This window comes from Burkholderia arboris (assembly GCF_902499125.1).
In the GTDB taxonomy this organism is placed as follows: Bacteria; Pseudomonadota; Gammaproteobacteria; order Burkholderiales; family Burkholderiaceae; genus Burkholderia; species Burkholderia arboris.
Genome location: NZ_CABVPX010000060.1, coordinates 1 through 20,656, shown reverse-complemented (window position 1 = coordinate 20,656; position 20,656 = coordinate 1). Strand labels below are relative to the sequence as shown.

The window sequence follows — 20,656 nt, the reverse complement described above, 5'->3', positions numbered from 1 at the left end:
AACATCGAATTCCTCGGCCGCATCGATCACCAGATCAAGCTGCGTGGCCTGCGCATCGAGCCCGGTGAAATCGAGGCGGTACTGACCTCGCACCCGCTGGTCGACGCCGCCGTCGTGGCGGTGCGCGGCGTGGACGACGGCGCGAAACTCGTCGCATGGCTGTGCGCGTCGCACCCCGAAGCTGAACTGATCGAAGCGGTACGCGGCCATCTGCGGCAGCGGTTGCCGGATTACATGGTGCCGTCGGCGTTCGTCGTCGTGACCGCGTTCGAGACCCTGCCCAACGGCAAGCTCGATCGCGCCAGGCTGCCCGAACCCGGCGACGGCCCGGACCACGTTGCGCCCGCCAACGCGCTCGAAGCGCAGTTGACGGCCATCTGGCAGGAAGTGCTCGGCCAGGCCCGCATCAGTACGACCGCCAATTTCTTCGAGCTGGGCGGCAATTCGCTGTCCGCGACGAAGGTCGTCGCGCGCATCCGTCGCGATCTGCAGGCGAAACTGGAAATCCGCAGCCTGTTCGCGCACCCCACCATTTCAGGCCTCGCGAAGCGCATCGCCGATACGCAGCCGATCGATTACGTGCCCGTGACGCCGCTGCCGGCGCAGACGCACTACGAACTCTCTCCCGCCCAGACCCGGCTGTGGGTCCAGGATCGCCTCAATGCGGGGCAGGCCGGCGGGCCGCTGCCCACGTCCCTGCTGTTCGAGGGCGTGCTCGACGTGGATGCGCTCGTGCGTGCGTTCCGCGCGCTGAGCGAACGTCACGAGATCCTGCGCACGCGTTTCGTGCTGGCGGGCAATCAGCCGGTCCAGCAGGTGCTGCCGCCCGGCGAAGCGGCCTTCCCGGTCGAGGTCGTCAATCTGCAGGATGCCGAGGACCGGGACGCCCAGGTCATCTCGATCTACGAGAGCGAACGGCTCGCGCCGATGGATCTCGCCGCCGGCCCGCTCTTCCGCGTCAAGCTGCTCAGGTTGTCCGAAGTCCGGCACGTCTGCCTCTGCACGATGCATCACATCGTGAGCGACGGCTGGTCCACGGAGGTGCTGCTCGACGACCTGTCGAAGCTCTATGACGCGTTCGTCCAGCGTCGGGACAATCCGCTGCCCGCCCTCTCGATCCAGTACAAGGATTACGCCGGCTGGCTGAACCGCCTGCTCGCCGGGCCGGACGGCGCCCGCATGAAGGACTACTGGCTGGCCAAGCTGGGCGGCGGCCTGCGCGCGCTGGCACTGCCGGGCGACGTCGAGCAGCCGGCCGCGCCGAGCTGGAAAACCTGGCGGTTCGAACTGCCCGCCGCCGAGACGGCGGCGCTCGATGCGCTCGGCAAGCGTCACGGCGCGACCTTGTTCGTCGCGCTGCTGTCCGCCATCAAGGCGCTGTTCTACCGCCGTTCCGGCCAGGAGGACATCGTCGTCGGCACGCCGGTCGCGGGCCGCGAGCTGCCCGAACTCGAGGCGCAGGTCGGCCCCTACCTGAACGTGCTGGCGCTGCGCGATCGCGTCGCCGGCGACGACCGTTTCGACACGCTGCTGACCCGGGTGCGGGACACCACCCTCGAAGCGTTCTCCCATCCGCTGTATCCGCTGGATCGCCTGCTCGACGAACTGCACATCAAACGCGTTGCGGGACGCAACCCGCTCTTCGACATCGGCCTGACGCTGCAGAACCAGCGCGAGGGCGCCGTCGATCGCTATGCGGGACAAGTGCACATTGCCGAGCGGCCGGACCACGATCCGCAACGCGCGGACACGGAAGCCGCGACGGACTTCTGGTTCCTGGCCGAGCCGCGCGCCGAGGGCCTCGCGATCAGCGTCGTCTATCACGCGGGGCGGTTCAGCGAGGCCCTGGTGCAAGGCCTTGCCGACGCGCTGACGTCCGTCATCGGCGAAGTGCTCGCCGATCCGGGTGTTCGCATCCGGAACCTGACCTTGGGACAACCTGCGCTGCACGCCGAAACCCGTCAGCCGACCGTCGAACTCAGCGCATTCTAAGGAGCCTTCGTTGACTATTTCGTCCAGCACACACGTCTACCTGCGGCAAAACATTCAGTTCGAACCGCTGATCAACGGTTGGTACGCGTGGTTTCACACGCTGCCGCCGTTGACCGCCGCGCTCAACGTGGCCGAGCGGTTCCTGCCGCTGATGAAATCCTATGCGGCGTCGCCGATGATGCATGCGGCGGCCTGCAAGGATCCCGCGATGCGCGGTGGCCCGTTTCTCGACCTGGGCGGCAAGCGCGTCGACGAAATCCGCGCGCTGATCGAGCAGACCACCGCTCGCGCGACCCGCCAACTGGAGCTGGCGAAGGCTTACAAGACGTTCTCCACGTTGCTGCTGGAACAGGCGAAGGGGATGGCGTCGGATCCGATCTATCCCGAGATCCCGGAAGTGCTGAAAGGCTATGTCGAGATCTACTACGACCTGAATCACAACCCGTCCTTCCGGCTCTTCGAGAGCCTGCTGTATGCGAGCCCGCTCTACGCGCGCGACGCCCAGAGCATCGCGCTGTCGGCGATCGACGAGAACACGCCCCGGCCGTTCATTCTCAGCACGCCCCGGCTCAGCGACGAGCGCACGCTGTTTTGCAACATGGCCTTCGACGATCGCGCGCTCGATGCGCTGTTCCGGATGCGCGACACGCCCGGCAGCTACGCGAAAATCGTCGACCTGATGCGCGTGGAGGAGAAGGACGAGCCGCTGTTCCGCACGTTCTTCGTCGAGGAGGCGCCCGCGCCGAAACCGGATCGTTCGTTCGACGGCGACGACATCCGCATCCGCTATTACGGCCACGCGTGCCTGCTGGTGCAGAGCCGCGGCGTGAGCATCCTGATCGATCCGGTGATCAGCTACGGCTACGACACCGCGCTGCCGCGCTATACGTTCGCGGACTTGCCCGACCAGATCGACTACGTGCTGATCACGCACAGCCATCACGATCACATCGTCCTCGAAACGCTGCTGCAGCTTCGCCACAAGGTCAAGACCGTGGTGGTCGGCAGGAATCTCGACGGGTTTCCGCAAGATCCGTCACTGGCGCTGGCGTTGCGCAAGCTCGGTTTCGACGACGTGCTGGAAGTCAGGGATGCAGACGAAATCAAGGTGCCCAACGGCGCCATCACCGCCATTCCGTTCCTGGGCGAACACAACGACCTGGCGATCCAGAGCAAGCAGAGCTTCATGATCCGCTTCGGCACGCGTTCGGTGCTGTGCATCGCCGATTCCTGCAACCTGGACCCGCGTCTTTACGAGCATGTCTTCCGCCTCGCCGGCAAGCCGGACACGTTGTTCGTCGGGATGGAAACCGAGGGCGCACCGCCGTCATGGGTCTACGGCCCGCTGTTTCCCAAGGCGCTGCCGCGCGACCTCGACCGCTCGCGCCGGGCGCGGGGCTGCCAGTTCGGCGAGGCGGCCGCGCTGGTGGACGACTTCCCGTTCAACGCAGCGTATGTCTACGCGATGGGCCAGGAGCCGTGGCTCAACCACCTCCTCGACAACACCTTCGACGAAAACTCGCCCAGCCATATCCAGTCCACCCAGTTTGTCGCGCACTGCAAGGCCAAGGGCATCGCTTCCGAAATCCTGTACGCGACCAGGGAGATCGTGCTTTGTCAGAACTGAATCTCAACGCGCTGTCGACCAGCGGGCAATACCAGGAACACTTCGCGTTCTGGAGCGAGGCGCTCGGACGCCTCGACGAAGACTTCCGTCTTCAGCAAGCGTGGCAGGCGTATGCGTTGCCCCTCGGCCCCGCGCCGGCGCTGACGTTCGCGCTCGACGGCGACGCGGGGCAGGCCCTGGCGAAGCTCGCGGCCGGCAACGAGCTGGGCGCGTTCGTCGTGCTGCTGGCGGCGCTGTTCCGGGTGCTCGGGCGCTACGACGGCGCGGCCGGCCTGTTCGTGGATACGCCGCGCCTGATCGCCGAAGCCGCGAACGGTTCCGCCGATTCCATCCCGCTGCTCGACGCCGCCCAGCCCGGCCCCACGGTTCGCGCGTACCTGAACCAGGTGCGCGACAGCGTGCAGCGCAGCTATTCGTATCAGGATTTTCCGATCGCGGCCCTCGCGCACAAACTGCGCGGCGCACGGCCCGCGACCAACGTCGGCGTGCGCTTCGACGGCCTGCACGAAGCGTGGACGGCGGGGGACTACGACCTGTCGATCGAGATCCGGCATCGCGCGTGCTACGAGATCGTCCTGACGGGCCGGCCGACGGTCTTCACGCTGCATTATCTGCAGCATGTCGCGCGGCACCTGCGCAACGTCGTGGCCGGCTTCGGCGCGCTGGACGCCCCGCTCGACACGGTCTCGCTGCTCGATGACGAGGAACGTGCGCGCCTGCTTGCGCATGCGGCACCCGTTGCCGTGGATGGCACCTTCCTCGCGCAGTTCGCGCAACGGGTCGCGGCCACGCCGGACAGCGTCGCGGTGGTGACCGCCGACGCATCGCTGACCTATGCGCAGCTGGACGACCAGGCGTCCCGGCTGGCGGGCTTCCTGCTCGCCGAATACGCGATCGGGCGCGGCGACGTGGTGGGGGTGGTCGCCGACCGTTCCGAGCGCTGGATCGTCGGCATGCTCGGCGCGCTCAAGGCGGGCGCAGTGTATCTGCCGCTCGACCCGGAGTTTCCGCGGGAGCGGCTGCGCTTCATGATCGAGGACGCGAACGTCAAGGCGCTGCTGACGAACTCGGAATACCTGCCGCTGCTCGCCGATTTCTGGGCGATTCCGATGTTCGCGCTCGACTTTCAGCTCGACACGCTGGAACCCGCACCGGCGTCGGCTCAGGTCGAGGTCGCGCCGGGCGACGCGGCGTACATCATCTACACGTCCGGCTCCACGGGCACCCCCAAGGGTGTCGTGCTCGAACATGCCGGGCTCCTGAACATGGCGCAGTACCATGTGAACGCCTTCGGTTTCGATGCCGACGACCGGTTCGTCCAGTTCTACTCCCCGGGCTTCGACGGCTCGATCATGGAGATTTTCGTCACGCTGCTCGCGGGGGCGCGCCTGGTGCTGGCGAAGACCGCCGTGATCCGGGACGTGCCGCGCTTCGTCGACTACATCGCGCAGCAGGGTGTCACCACCGTCAACGCGACGCCGGCCTATCTCGCGTCGCTCGACTGGAACGCGCTCGGCGCCGTGAAGCGGGTCATCAGCGCGGGCGACAACGCGCGCGTGGCGGATCTGCGCGAACTGGCCCGGACCCGCGTGTGCCACAACTCGTACGGCCCGACCGAGGCCACCGTGTGCATCGCGGACTACGTGGTCGACCCGGCGATCGCCTACGGCGCCCGTCTGCCGGTCGGCCGGCCGATCCACAACACGCACCTGTACCTGCTCGACGAGCACGGGGCGCTGGCCCCCGACGGGTGTGCCGGCGAGATCTGCGTATCCGGCATCGCGCTGGCGCGCGGCTATGTCGGCCGCGACGACCTGAGCGCCGCCGCGTTCGTCGACCACCCGTTCGAAGCGGGCGAGCGCCTCTATCGCACCGGCGACCTCGGCGTCTGGCTGCCGGACGGCAACCTGGAAGTCACCGGGCGCCGCGACACGCAAGTGAAGATTCGCGGCTATCGCATCGAGACGGGCGAAATCGAAGCGGCGCTCCGGCAGCACGCCGGCGTGACCGACGCGATCGTGTTCGTGCGCGAGGATACGCCGCAGCACAAGCAGCTGGTGGCCTGCGTCGCCACGGCGACGGCCAGCGTCGCCGGCCTGCGGGAACATCTGAAGGAACGCCTGCCCGAGTTCATGGTGCCCGCCTCGATCGTGACGCTCGAACGCCTGCCGCTGACACCGAACGGCAAACCCGACCGCAAGGCGCTCGCCGCGCTGGAGCTGGCGCCCGTGCCGGGCGCAACCGCGTACGCCGCACCGGCCAATGACGTCGAAGCGCGCCTGGGCAAGATCTGGTCCGAGGTGCTGGGCCGCGAGCCGATCGGCGTGCACGACAATTTCTTCGAACTCGGCGGCGACTCGATCCTGCTCATCCAGGTGATGTCGCTGGCCCAGCAGGTCGGCCTCAAATTCACCGCCGACCAGTTTTTCGCGCATCCGACCATCGCCGCGCTTGCCCAGGTCGCGGTGGAGGCGCCGTCGCTCCGGATTTCACAGGAACCGGTGGTCGGCCCCGCCCCGCTGACGCCGATCCAGTCGTGGTTCTTCGCACAGGACGTGGCGGATCCGCACCACTACAACCAGTCGACCATGATCGAGGTGCCCGCGTCGCTGCGGCCGGACGTGCTCGAGCACGCGCTGGCGGCGGTCGCGACCCATCATGACGCGCTGCGGCTGGGGTTCGAGCGCGTCGCCGGCGCATGGCAGCAATCGCATGCGGCGCCGCCGCTGGCGATTCCGCTCGGCGTCACGTCGCTGGCGGACGCGGCGCCCGCCGCACGCCAGGCGGCGATGCTCGCGACCGCCAGCGACCTGCAGGAAAGCTTCACGTTGTCGGCGCCGCCGCTGCTGCGCGCGCACCTGTTCCAGTTCGGTCCCGACGCGCCGCAGCGCCTGCTGGTGGTCGCGCACCATCTGGTGATCGACGGCGTGTCGTGGCGCATCCTGTTCGAAGACCTGTACGCCGCATGCCGCCAGCGCGAAGCGGGCGAAGCGGTGCAGCTGCCGGCCAGGACGACGGCGTGGCGCGACTGGTCGACGCGCCTGTCCGAACTCGGTGCGAGCGCGCCCGACGGGCTCGACTACTGGCTCCAGGCCAGCGCGGACGAGCCTGCATGCTTCGACGACATGCCCGTCGGCACCGTCGGCGAAGCCGGCACGACGGTCATCGATTTCGACGCCGGGCAGACGCTCGCGCTGTTGCAGGACGTGCCGCGCACGTTCAACACCCAGATCAACGAAGTCCTGCTGACGGCCCTGCTGCTCGCGTTCGGCGACTGGACCGGCAACGCCACGCTGGTCGTCGAGCTCGAAGGCCACGGTCGCGAGGACCTCTTCGACGGCGTCGATACGTCGCGCACGATCGGCTGGTTCACCACGCACTACCCGGTGTACCTGAATGCCGGCGACGCCACCGTGGCGGTCGACGCGTTGCGCCACGTCAAGGAGCAGCTGCGCGCGGTGCCGATGCGCGGGCTCGGCTACGGCGTCGCCCGCTACCTCGGCAACGACGCCGGCATCGCGGCGGCACTGGCGCGGCAGCCGCCGGCGCCGGTGCGCTTCAACTACCTCGGCCAGATCGACCGCGTGCTGGCCGACGACACGGGCTGGAAGCCGGTGCTCGACTTCCAGAGTCCCGAGCACAGCCCGCGCGCACGTCGCGGCCACCTGTTCGAGATCGACGGGATGGTGTTCGACGGGCGTCTGCGCCTGACCTGGCGCTACAACCGCGAGGCCTGCGCACCCGGCGTCATCGAGCAGCTGACGCAGTGCTACCGCAGCCGCCTGCTGTCGATCGTCGAGGCCAGCGGTGACGGCCCGCGCGGGCTGAGCCCGTCGGACTTTCCGGCCGCGCGCATCAGTCAGGAAGCGTTGGACGCCCTCGTATCAAGGATCAAATCGTGACCTCCCCCACCATCGCCGATATCTACGAGCTCTCCCCGATGCAGGAGGCGATGCTCTTTCATGCCGTGCACTCGCCCGGCGCGAGAAGCAGCTTCAACCAGCTCGGTTGCCGGATCACCGGCAGCCTCGATCCCGCGCTGTTTCAAGCCGCATGGCAGCAGCTGATCGATCGGCACCCGGTGATGCGCACGTCGTTCCATTGGGAGGAATTCGACAAGCCCATGCAGGTCGTGCATGCGCACGCCACGCTGCCGTGGGTGCAGGACGACTGGCGCGATCTGCCGGACCACGAACAGCGCGCGCGGTGGCGCGCGCATCTCGACCGCGACCTGGCCGAAGGCTTCGCGCTCGATCGTGCGCCGCTCGTGCGCTGCCGCCTGGTGCGCGTCGCCGAGCACGCCTACCTGTTCAGCTGGAGCCACCATCACATCCTGGCCGACGGCTGGTGCCTGTCGCTCGTGATCGAGGAGATCTTCGAGGCCTATCGCGCGCTCGCGCACGGCGTGCCGCCGACGCTCCCCGCGGTGCGCCCCTATCGCGACTATATCCAGTGGCTGCAGCAGCGCGAGCCGCAAGCCGCGCAGCAATACTGGGCGCGCTATCTCGAAGGTTTTCACTCGCCGACCCCGCTGCCCACGGCCGCGCGCGCGGACGCGGGCGAGCGCTTCGGCGAGGGCCTCGCGCAAGTGCAGGCCGACCTGTCGGCCGACCTGAGCGCGCGCCTGCGGCAATTTGCGGCCCGTCATCACGTCACCCTCAATACCCTCGCGCAAGCGGCCTGGGCGCTCGTGCTGTCGCGTTACAGCGGGGAGACCGACGTGGTGTTCGGCGCCGTCGTGTCCGGACGGGGCGCGAACCTGCCCGGGATCGAATCCATGCTCGGCCTGTTCATCAATACGGTGCCGGTGCGGGTGCGGGTCGACCCCAGGCAGCCGCTGGTGCCGTGGCTGAAGATGATCCAGGCGCGCGTGGCCGCCCGCGCGCCGTTCGAGCACACGCCGTTGCCCGACATCCAGCGCTGCAGCGACGTGCCGCTGACGACGCCGCTGTTCGAGAGCAACATCACGTTCATGAATTACCCGCTGGACGCGTCGCTGACGCATGGCGCGCACGGGCTGGCGGTCGACGAGGTTCAACTCTACAACCGCGCCGACATCCCGCTCGAATTCGTGGTGACGGCGCGCGACGACTGGAAGATGGAACTGTCGTTCGATCCGCGTCGCTTCGACGAAGACACGATGCAGCGCATGCTGGGCCACGTGGCCGCGACGCTCGATGCCTTCGCGGCCGATCCGAACCGGCTGCTCGGACGCCTGCCGATCCTGCCCGAGGCCGAACGCCGGCAACTGCTGGACACCTTCAACGACACCGCCGTGCCGTTCGACGCCGCGCTCACCGTGGTGCATCGTCTGGAACAGGCCGCTGCGGCGCACCCGGGGCGGCCGGCGGTCGAGTACCGCGACGGCGTCCTGAGCATCGGTGAACTGAACGCCCGCGCCAACCGTATCGCGCACCGCCTGCTGGCCGCCGCCGAGCTGGGGCCGGACGCGCTGGTCGCGATCTGCATGCACCGGTCGGCCCGCCTGATGGAGGCGATCCTCGCCGTCTGGAAGTGCGGCGCCGCCTACATTCCGATCGACCCCAACTATCCGGCGGCGCGCATCCGCACCATTCTCGAGGATTCCGGCGCCGCCCTCGTGATGACCTGCGACGGCCTGTTGCCGCCCGAGCTGGCCTCGCTCGCGCCGGTCGTGTCGCTCGACGACGCCACCGGGAGCGACGACGACACCAATCCCGGCCGCCCCGTGTCGCCCGACAGCCTCGCCTACGTGATCTACACGTCCGGTTCCACCGGAAAGCCGAAAGGAGCGATGGTCGAGCACGCCGGCATGCTGAATCACATGCTCGCCGAGATCGACGAGTTTTCGATTTCGGCGTCGTCGGTGATCGCGCAAACCGCGCCGCATTGCTTCGATATTTCGGTCTGGCAATTTTTCACGGCGCCGCTCGCCGGCGGCAAGACCGTGATCGTCGACGACGAATGCATTCGCGATCCCGCGTCCTTCGTCGCGACCCTGGACGCCACCCGGGTCAGCATCCTCGAACTGGTGCCGTCCTATCTGTCCGCCGTGCTCGACCGCGCGTCGGAACGGCCGGCGCTGATGCGGCACCTGCGGCACCTGCTCGTCACCGGCGAGATGGTCAGCCCGGCCCTGGTGAAACGGTGGTTCGACGTGTTCCCGGACATCGCGCTGGTGAACGCGTACGGCCCGGCGGAAGCGTCCGACGACGTCGCGCAGCACCGCATGACGTGCGCGCCGGCCACGCCTTACGTCCCGGTCGGCAAGCCGATCCGCAACGTGCGCCTCTACGTCGTCGACCCGCAGATGAACCTGTGCCCGATCGGGATTCCCGGCGAACTGTGCGTGTCCGGCATCGCCGTCGGCCGCGGCTACCTGAACAACGAAGCCGCGACGCGGGAGGCTTTCGTCGAGGATCCGTTCGTTCCGGAGCGCGGCGTCCGCATGTACCGCACCAGCGACATCGGCTGCTATCTCCCCGACGGCACGATCGCGCTCTACGGCCGCAAGGACCACCAGCTGAAGATCCGCGGCTACCGCATCGAGCTCGGGGAGATCGACAACGCGCTGGCCGCCATTCCGGAAATCCGCCAGGCGGCCGCGCTCGACTATCGCGACGACGCCGGCCGCGCCGCGCTGTGCGCGTATGTCGCGTTCCGCGACGGCGCGTCGCTGAGCGATGCCGCGATAGCCGCCGCGTTGTCCGCCACGCTGCCGGACTACATGGTGCCCGCCATCTACGTGGTGCTCGACGCGCTGCCCCTGAGCGGCAACGGCAAGATCGACCGCAAGGCGCTGCCGCCGCTGGACCGGTCGCGGCTGTCGGCGGCGGTACACGCACCGACACCGCCGCGCACGCCCACCGAGACGCTGCTGTGCCGCATCTGGGGAGAAGCGCTGGGCATTCCGGCGCCCGGCATCCACGACAACCTGTTCGCGCTGGGCGGCGACTCGATTCTCAGCATGCGCATCGTGTCGCTGGCCGCCAAGGCGGGCCTGAAACTCACCACCCGGCTGATCTTCCAGCATCCGACGGTCGCCGAGCTCGCCGCCGTGACCACGCGCGGCACGGTCGGCGCGGCGGAGTTCGTCGCATCGTCCGGCCCGCTGCCGCTGACGCCGATCCAGCAGCGTTTCTTCGCGCAGCACCAGGACGATCCGCACCAGTACAACCAGGCGGTCCTGCTCGACGTGCCGGCGGATTTCGATCCCGCCTTGCTGCGCCAGGCGTTGCGGCACGCGGTCAAATGGCACGATGCGCTGCGGCTGCGCTTTCGCGCGGGCGAGTCCGGCTGGATCCAGGCAGTCGTCGACGATCCGGAAGTGCCCGTCGGCGTGTTCGACCTTCCGCGCGACCAGCTCGCGCAGCACGTCGCGCAATCGCATGCGAGCCTGAATCTGTCGGACGGCCCCGTCGTGCGTGCGGACCTGTTCCGTCTCGACGAAGGCCGTTCGCTTCGTCTGCTGCTGGTTGCGCATCACCTGGTCGTCGACGGCGTGTCGTGGGGGGCGCTGCTCGAAACCCTGTACGACGCCTATACCCGCCTGCGCAACGGCAAGGCGCCCGAATTTGCGGGCGGCAGCGCGACGTGGGCCGCCTGGACCCAGGCGATCTCGCGCTGGGCCGGCGCGGGCGCCGCCGACGCCGATCGCGTCCATTGGCAGGCCCTCGCGCGCGCCGACCTGCCCGGCCTGCCGCTCGACCGCACCGCGCCGGCCGACGCCAATACCGTGTCGTCCGCCGAAACGATCGTGGTCGAGCTGGGCGAAGCCGCGACGACGGCCTTGCTGGGCGCCGCGCCCCGGGCCTACGACGCGCAGATCAACGACGTGCTGCTTGCCGCGCTCGCGCGTGCCGTCAGCGACTGGAGCGGATCCGCCGACGTCCTGCTGGATCTCGAAGCGCACGGGCGCGAGGAACTGGTCGAAGACCTCGACATCTCGCGCACGGTGGGCTGGTTTACGTCCGTGTTCCCGGTCGCGCTGACGGTCGATCCCGGCCTGCACGATCCGGCTCGCCTGGTTGCGTCGGTGAAGACGCAACTGCGCGCCGTGCCGAACGCGGGCATCAGCTATGGCCTGCTGCAAGACCGGCTCGACGCTCCGGCGCCGCAGCCGCCACTGCTGTTCAACTACCTGGGCCAGACCGACCAGCTGTTCGCCGCCGCGCGCGACTGGAAACCGGCGACGGAGCCGAGCGGCGACGGCCGCCATGCGAGCCAGCGGCGCGAACACCTGCTCGACATCAACGCCTATGTGACCGGCAACCGCCTGCATGTTGCGTGGGAATTCAGCCGGGCCTGCCACGACGCCGCCACCATCCGGCGCGTCGCGCAAGCGTACATCGCGGCACTCGAATCCCTGGTCGCCGACCCTGCCGTCCCGTCCGCATCGACCCGGCCCGCGACCGGCCAGGCGCAGGCGCCGGCCTCGGTCATGCCGGACGAGATCGCCGACGTCTACGCGCTGACGCCGACCCAGCAGGGCATGCTGTTCCACGGGCTGTACGAACCCGCGTCGGATGCGTACTTCAGCAGCCTGAATTTCCGTATCGACGGCGCGCTCGACGCCGAACGGTTCCACCGCGCGTGGGATACCGTAGCGCAACGGCACGACATCTTGCGAACGTCGTTTCACTGGGAAGATCTCGACAGCCCCGTGCAGGTCGTGCATCGCCATATCGACTTGCCGTGGCACGAGGAGGATCTGCGCGCGGCGTCCGCCGCGCAGGCCGAACAGCGTCGGCAAACCTACGACGCGCAGGACCGGGCACGCGGCTTCGACTTCACCCGGGCGCCGCTGATGCGTCTCGCGCTGTTCCGCATGGGCGATCACGCATGGTGCTTCCACTGGAGCCATCACCACATCCTGCTCGACGGGTGGAGCTCCGCCCGGCTCCTGGGCGAAGTGGCCGCCGCCTATCAGGCGCTGCCGGCCGACGGTGCGCCGGAGCAGGACGCGCCGCCTGCGTTCGCCGAGTACGTGCGCTGGCTGGCGCGCCAGGACGCAGCCGCGGCGGAACGCTTCTGGAAGACCAGGCTGGCGGATTTCCCGGCGACGACGCCGCTCGTGCTGGGACGCCCGGAACTCGACGGCACGGCCGCGCCGGGCGCCTATGTCGAAGTGCCGCTGCGGCTCTCCGAAAGCGACACGCAACGGCTCGTCGCCTTCGCGCAAACCCGTCGACTCACACTCAACACGCTCGTGCAGGGCGCGTGGGCACAGCTGCTGGGCCGCTACAGCGGCGAAGCGGACGTCGTGTTCGGCACGATCGTTTCCGGTCGCCCGGCCTCGCTGCCGGCGTCGGACGAGATGGTCGGGCTGTTCATCAACACGCTGCCGGTGCGGGTTCGCATCGACGCGCGCCCGACGTCCGCGTGGCTCGCGCAGTTGCAGATGGAGCTCGCGCAGCAGGAGGAATATGCGCACTATCCGCTGGCCGACATCCAGAAATTCGCGGGCCTGCCGCCCGGCGTGCCGCTCTTCGAAAGCCTGCTCATCTTCCAGAACTATCCGGTCGAGGAAGCGCTGGCCGACGGGCTGCCCGGCCTGCGGATCGGCGAATTCCAGGTCGCCGATCCGAACAACTACCCGCTGACGCTGGTCGTGACGCCGGGCAAGCGCCTGTCGCTGCAGGTGCTGTACGACGACGGCCGGTTCGATCGCGAAACGATCGTCCGCCTGCTGGGTCACGTCGAAACGCTGCTCGTCGGCCTCGCCGGCGAGGAAGATCGCCCGAACCGCAGCGTTGCGCTCCTCACCGCCGCGGAGCGGGACGCCATCGTGCTCGGATGGAACGATACGTTCGCGCCGGTTCCGTCCGACCGGACCCTGCCCGAACTGATCGAAGCCGTCGCCGCCGCGCACCCCGAGCGCATTGCGGTCCGTTGCGGCACGGAGGTCCGCACCTATCGCGACCTCGTCGAAGGCGCCAACCGGATCGCCGGTCATCTGCTGCACGTCGCGCCGATCGGGCCGGACGACCGGATCGCCGTCTGGATGCCGCGCTCGCCGCTGATGCTGGAAACGATCCTGGCCATCTGGAAGTGCGGCGCGGCGTACGTTCCGGTCGATCCGGCCTATCCGGCCCAGCGGGTCGAGACCCTCCTGACGCTGGCCCGGCCGGCCATCGTCGTCGCGACGGACGGCGTGCCGCCGCCGGCGCTGGCGTCGATCCCGCGGGTCGATCCCGCGCGCGTGCCCGAGCAACGCGACGCCGGCGCGCCGGTGCCGCGTTGCCGGCCCGCGGACCTTGCGTACGTAATCTTCACGTCGGGTTCGACCGGCCAGCCGAAGGGCGCGATGGTCGAGCATCGCGGCATGCTCAATCACGTGCTCGCGATGGCGCGCAGGGTCGGGCTCGGCGCGCAGAGCGCGGTCGCACAGACCGCTTCGCACTGCTCCGACATTTCGGTCTGGCAGTGCTTCGCGGCACTGGTGTCGGGCGGCACGACGGTGATCTATCCCGATGCCGACATTCTCGAGCCCGCGCGCCTGATCGACGCGCTTCACCGCGACCGCATCACGGCGATGCAGTTCGTGCCGTCCTATCTGGCGACCTTCCTCGATGAGCTGGAACGGCACCCGGCGCCGGTGTTCCCGCACCTCGACACACTGCTGACGATCGGCGAAACCCTGCAGCCGGCCTCCGCGCACGCGTGGTTCCGCCTGAATCCGGCGGTCCGGCTCATCAACGCGTACGGGCCGACCGAAGCGTCGGATTCCGTCGCGCATTTCAGCATGGAACGCGCGCCGGATCTGCCGGCGATTCCGATCGGCCGCCCCATCGAGAACCTGCGCCTCTACGTCGTCGACGCCGACATGAATCCGTGCCCGGCCGGCGTCAAAGGTGAGATCTGCATCGGGGGAGCAGGCGTCGGGCGCGGCTACCTGTTCGACGAAGCACGCACCCGGGCGGTGTTCCGCGACGATCCGTTCAGTCCGGAACCGGGCGCGCGCCTGTATCGCACCGGCGACATCGGCTGCTTCGGGGCCGACGGCACGCTCCATTTCTTCGGCCGCCGCGACTTCCAGGTCAAGATCCGCGGCTATCGCATCGAGCTTGGGGAAATCGAAGCCGCGCTGACGGGGCTCGCAGGCATCTCCAACGCCGTCGTGGTCGCCCGTCGGGCGCCGGACTCGGACATGACCCTGTGCGGCTACGCGTCGGGCACCGGCTGGACGCCCCAACGCCTGCGCGACGCACTGCGCGACACGCTGCCGGCGCATATGGTGCCCGACACCGTGATGCTGCTGCCGGCGTTGCCCGTCATGCCGAACGGCAAGATCAACCGCGCCGCGCTGCCGCTCCCGGAGGCCGCGTCGGTGCCCGACGGCGCGCCGGCCGAACCGCAGACGCCCGTCGAGGCCGCGCTGCTGCGCATCTTCGCCGAGGTGCTCGGCCGCCGGCCGAACGGCGTCGACGACGACTTCTTCGAGCATGGCGGCCAAAGCCTCAAAGCGATCCAGATGGTCAGCCGGATCCGGCGTGAACTGAAACTGAACGTCGCGGTCGCCGATATCTTCCAGGCGCCGTCGCCGCGCGCACTCGCGCGGAAGCTGGCGTCCCGCCCCGCCGAGCGCCTCGATGTCGATGCGCCCATCCCGGCGCTTGCGGTGCAACCGTCCTACGCGGTGTCCCGTGCGCAGAAGCGGATCTGGCTCGCCAGCCGCAGCGCGGATCCGTCCACGTACAACATGGCAGGCGCGCTGCAGCTGGACGGCGCCATCGACACGGCGCGCCTCGTTCGTGCGTTCGACGCGCTGGTCGATCGCCATGAGAGCCTGCGCACCGTGTTTGCGATGATCGAAGGCGAGCTGCGGCAACGCATCCTCACCCGCGAGGCATCCGGATTCCGGGTCGAGCACATGGATCTCTCCGACGATGCTGCACTGCAGGCCATCGATGCGCTGATTCGCGAGGAAAGCGGGCAGCCATTCGATCTCGCGTCGGGGCCGCTCTTGCGCGTCAAGCTGGTCCGGCTCTCCCCGACGGAGCACCTGCTGCTGTTGAACATGCACCACGTGATATCGGACGCATGGTCGATCCGCGTGCTGACCGACGACCTGCAAGCCCTGTATGCGGGGCACGACCTGCCGCCGCTGTCGATCCAGTATCGCGACTACGCCGCGTGGCACAACGCGAGCCTCGACGGCCCGCACGCCGCCGCGCATCGCGCGTACTGGCTCGCGCAACTGGCATCGCCGCTGCCCCGCCTGCAACTGGCGTCGGATTTCCCGCGTCCCGAGCGGCCCGGTCATGCCGGGCAGACGCTCGAAGTCGAACTGTCGGAGCCGCAGGTGACGGGCCTCGCGGCGCTGGCACGCGCGCACCGCACGTCGCTCTACACGGTGCTCCTCGCGTCGTTCTGCGTGCTGATGCACCGCTACACGGGGCGCGAGGACATCGTCATCGGCAGCGTGTCGGCCGGACGCGACAGCGAGCAGCTCGAATCGCAGATCGGGGTGTTCCTCAACACCCTCGTGCTCCGCGTCCCGGTGCAGAAGTCCGCGACCGTCGAAGCGGTGATCGATGCGGTGGCGAAAGCCTCCACGGACGCGCTGGCGCATGCGTCCTATCCGTTCGATGCGCTGCTGGACGACCTGAAGATTCGCACCCCGGCCGGCCACTTCCCGATCTTCGACATTCAGGCGAACGCCATTTCGATGCCCGCGCCGCAGTCGGATCTGCGCATCACCGACCGCTCGCAGACGGACACCACGGCCAAGTTCGACCTGTCGTTCCAGGTCGTGGAAAGCGATGGCCGGCACCGCATTCAGTTGATCTACAACGCCAACCTGTTCCGCCCCGCGACCATTGCCGCGATGCGCGATCGACTGCTCGCGATCCAGGACGTCTTCCGCCGCGATCCGGCCATGCCGGTCGATCGCATCCCGCTGTCCGGCGATGCGCCCGCCGCCAGCCCGCGCGTACGGGTCGGCCTGCGCCTGAAGCGCGTGCCCGAAGTCACCGCCGACGACGTGCTCGAGGAGAAGTCGTGATGCCGGCCGGCGTTCGAACGGCGGGCGCCATGCGCCCGGCTCCGGGTTGTTTCAGGTGAACAAAACGTATCGAGGAGTTTCCTGTGCAAGACAATAACGTGCTGGTCACCGACCATCGCTATGCGCACACCGCGCGATTCTGGCGCGAAAGCCTGTCCCGGGTCACCGGCACCTACCGGATCGCCGCGCACGCGCCGAGCCCGCAACCGGGGCGCCTGCTGTCCCGCACGGTGCCGCTCACGCCCGCGTCGCTCGACGTGCTGCGGCGCATCGGCGACGGCGAGCTTGCCGAATTCGCCGTCACGGCGGCGGGCATTGCGTTCCTGCTCTGGCAATACTTCCGGACGCCGGTCACGGTGCTCGGCACGCCAGGGCTTGCCGAGCACCCGTCGACCCGGGCCGGCGCCATTCCGCTGATCATCGAGGTCCGCCCCGAGGAGCGCATCGAGGACTACCTGTCGCGCGTGGCCGGGATCGTCGAGGACAGCTATGCCGAGCATCGATTCCCGCTCGAAACGCTGGTGCGTAACGAAAAGGAGCTGGCGCTCGCGCAGCTCACGAAGGTCTCGCTGGCGGACGACCGGGTGCACCACGCGCTGACGGGGCAGGACGACGACCTGCAGTTGCACCTGCGACTGGCGCGCGGCGAAATCGAGATTCGTCATGCCGGCGCCATCGAGCCGTTCGTCATGGACGGTTTCGCGAGCAGCCTCGCCACGGTGCTGCAGGCATTCGAACGCCTCGACCAGCCGGTCGGCGACATCGACGCGAGCGCGCCGGACGCGCGCCGGCGGCTGGCCACCTTCAACGAAACCGCGGCGGCCGGCCCTCGCCATCCGACGGTCGTCGAGATGTTCGAAGCGCAGGTCGCCCGCACGCCGGCGGCGCCTGCCCTCGTCACCGACAGTGCGCTGATGACCTACGCCGACCTGAACGCCCGGGCCAACAGCCTCGCGCATCAGTTGCGCGAACATTACGGCGTCGGGCAGGAATCGCTGGTCGGCGTCATGCTCGAACGTTCCGAATGGATGATCGTCGCGATTCTCGGCATCCTGAAGGCAGGGGCGGCGTTCGTTCCGCTGGACCCGGCCTATCCGGCCGAACGGATCAATCACATTCTCGGCGACACCGGCCTGTCGCTGCTGGTGACCCAGTCGAGCCAACTGGCGCAGTGGTACGAATTCTCCGGCGTGACGCTGCTGCTGGACCAGGAGCTCCCCAACTGGACGCCGCTGCCGGACAATCCGCCGTGCCGCGCCGAACCGGCGAACCTGGCCTACGTGATCTACACGTCCGGCTCGACCGGGCGCCCGAAAGGCTGCCTGCTCGAACACCGGAACCTGGCCCACTACATCGCGTGGGCCGCCGAATACTACTTTCCGGAAAGCACGACCGGCAGTTTCGGCCTGTACAGCTCGCTGTGCTTCGATTTCACGCTGACCAACCTCTTCTGCCCGCTGGTGCGCGGCAAGACGCTGCGCATCTATCCGCAGTCGGAAAGCATCGACACCATCCTGGCCCGGATGTTCCAGCCCGGCAGCGGCGTCGACACCCTCAAGCTCACGCCGACCCACATTCACCTGCTGGAGTACATGAACCTGGCACGCTCCGGCGTGCGCAAGGTGATCGTCGGCGGCGAGGAACTGACGCCCCAGCACATCGCGACGCTGCGCAAGATCGATCCGTCGATCGAAATCTACAACGAGTACGGCCCCACCGAGGCGACGGTCGGCTGCATCGTCGAGCGCGTCGAGGACGTGCCGGCTGCGGTGCTGATCGGCCGGCCCATCGCCAATACCCGGGTGTACATGCTCGACGAGGCCCTGCGGCCGGTCCCGCTTGGCGTGCCGGGGGAAATCTGCCTCGCCGGCGCCGGCCTCGCACGCGGCTACCACCTGCGACCCGACGTCACCGCCGCGAAATTCGTCGAGCATCCGTTCCCGGGCGAAGCGCGCATCTATCGCACCGGCGACATCGGCCGATGGCTGCCCGACGGGCGGATCCAGTGCTATGGACGCGTCGACGACCAGGTCAAGATTCGCGGGCACCGTGTCGAACTCGGCGAGATCGAGGCCGCGATCACCGCGCACGAGGCGGTCGTCGGCGCGGCGGTCATGCTGCGCGAATCGGCGCACGGCGTGCGCAAGCTGGCGGCCTACGTCAAGGGTTCCGCGAGCCTGAACGTGGCGGACCTCAGGGCGTTCCTGGCCGGGAAACTGCCGGACTACATGGTCCCGTCCGACATCGTCCCGATCGCCGAATTTCCGCTCAACGCCAACGGCAAGCTGGATCGCCCGGCGCTGCTGGCCATGGCGCCGGCCGCCGCGCCCGACGCGGCCAGTCCCGACGCCACGCCGGTCCAGCTCGAACTGTTGCGCATCTGGCGCGACGTGCTCGACAACCCGGCCGTCGATCTCGCCGGCCGCTTCTTCGACTACGGCGGCGATTCGCTGCAGGCCATGCAGCTGGTCTCGCGGATCTGGGGCAGCTTCTCCGTCGAGATCGGCATCGACGCGATCTTCGAACTCCAGACCATCGGCGCGGTGTCCGACCTGATCGAGGCGTCGTCGCCCCGCGCCGGTTCGACGGCCGGCAACATCCTGCCCCGCTCGCGCGCGAACGATCTGCCGCTGTCCTTTCCGCAGCAGCGCCTGTGGTTCCTCGCGCAACTGGAAGGCCCGTCGGCCGCCTACAACATCTCGAGCGCGCTGCGTTTCGACGGCGAACTGGACCTCCCGCGCCTGCGGGACGCCGTGTCCGGGATCAGCCGGCGTCACGAGATCCTGCGCACGACGTTTCCCGCCATCGACGGCCTCGGGGTCCAGCGCATTGCGCCGCCCGCGCCGGTTGCGCTCGACGTCGTCGACGTCGCCAGCGAGTCCGAAGCGCTCGCGCTGCTCGCAGAGGAAGCCGATCGTCCGTTCGATCTCGCCGCCGGGCCGCTCTATCGCGTCGTGCTGTATCGCGTGCATGCGGATTGGCACGTCTTCGGCGTCGTGATGCATCACATCGTGTCGGATGCGTGGTCGTCAGGCATCCTCATCGGCGAACTGGCCGCGCTCTATGCAGGCCAGCCGCTGCCGGAGCTGGCCATCCAGTACGCGGACTACGCGGTGTGGCAGCACGAGCGCCTGGCGTCCGCCGATACGCATCGGGAACTGGCGCTTCTGAGCGCATCGCTGACGGACGCGCCGGACCTGATCGAACTGCCCACCGACCGTCCCCGCCCCGCCATCCAGCAGTTCCGCGGCGCGGTGCTGCCGTTCCGGCTGGACGGCGAACGCGCCGACGGCCTGCGCGCGATCGCACGTGCGTCCGGCACCAGCACGTTCATGGTCGTGCTCGCCGCGTATGCGCTGCTGCTGTCGCGGTACAGCCATCAGCAGGACCTCGTCATCGGCTCCCCGATCGCCAATCGGCGCTCCAGCATGACCGAGCCGCTGATCGGCTTCTTTGCGAACATGCTCGCGCTGCGCGTGGACCTGTCGGGCAATCCGGCCTTCGGCGAACTGCTGGCGCGCGTGAAGCGCGTCGCGCTGGACGGCTATAGCCGCCAGGAGATTCCGTTCGAACAGGTCGTGGATTCGCTCAAGCTCGAGCGCAACCTGAGCCGCACGCCGGTTTTCCAGGCCGTGTTCGCGTACGAGAAAGCGCACTCCCAGACGTTGAACTTCCCCGGTCTCGTGGCGACGCCGGTGGCGGTGGAGACCCACACCGCCAAGTTCGACCTCACGCTCCATATCCAGGATGCCGACGACGGCCTGGCGGGCTCGCTGGAATACAACCTGGACCTGTTCGACGCCGCCACGATCGATCGCATGGCGGAACACTTCCGCACGCTTGTCGATGCCGTGATCGCCGATCCGGACCGGCCGCTCGGCGGGCTTGCGTTGACGAGCGAAGCCGAGCGGAACCTGCTGACCGTCGAGTGGAACCGGACCGGGACGGAGTTCGGCGAAGCCGCCGCGCAACCGCTGCACCGCCTGTTCGAACAGCAGGTCGCGCGCACGCCCGATGCCGTCGCCGCCGTCTATGACGACGCCACGCTCTCC

General features: G+C 68.6%; 5 protein-coding genes. All 5 read left to right on the top strand.

Annotation, left to right across the window (positions count from 1 at the left end; all coding sequences use genetic code 11):
* The coding region (locus tag BLA15945_RS37055; RefSeq protein WP_455578880.1) for a condensation domain-containing protein at positions 1-1,992 on the top strand (1,992 nt) is incomplete at its 5' end.
* Positions 1,993-2,002: 10 nt separating this feature from the next.
* Positions 2,003-3,619, top strand: a complete 1,617-nt coding sequence (locus BLA15945_RS37050) for an MBL fold metallo-hydrolase (RefSeq protein ID WP_174994714.1) — start codon at positions 2,003-2,005, stop codon at positions 3,617-3,619.
* Positions 3,607-7,521, top strand: a complete 3,915-nt coding sequence (locus BLA15945_RS37045) for a non-ribosomal peptide synthetase (protein ID WP_174994713.1) — start codon at positions 3,607-3,609, stop codon at positions 7,519-7,521. The genes BLA15945_RS37050 and BLA15945_RS37045 overlap by 13 nt, the downstream gene beginning before the upstream one ends.
* Entirely contained in the window at positions 7,518-16,604 is a 9,087-nt protein-coding gene (locus BLA15945_RS37040) for a non-ribosomal peptide synthetase (RefSeq protein ID WP_174994712.1), read from the top strand. The genes BLA15945_RS37045 and BLA15945_RS37040 overlap by 4 nt, the downstream gene beginning before the upstream one ends.
* An 83-nt stretch (positions 16,605-16,687) precedes the next feature.
* Positions 16,688-20,656, top strand: a 3,969-nt coding sequence (locus tag BLA15945_RS37035) for a non-ribosomal peptide synthetase (protein ID WP_174994711.1), incomplete at its 3' end; no start/stop codon positions are given.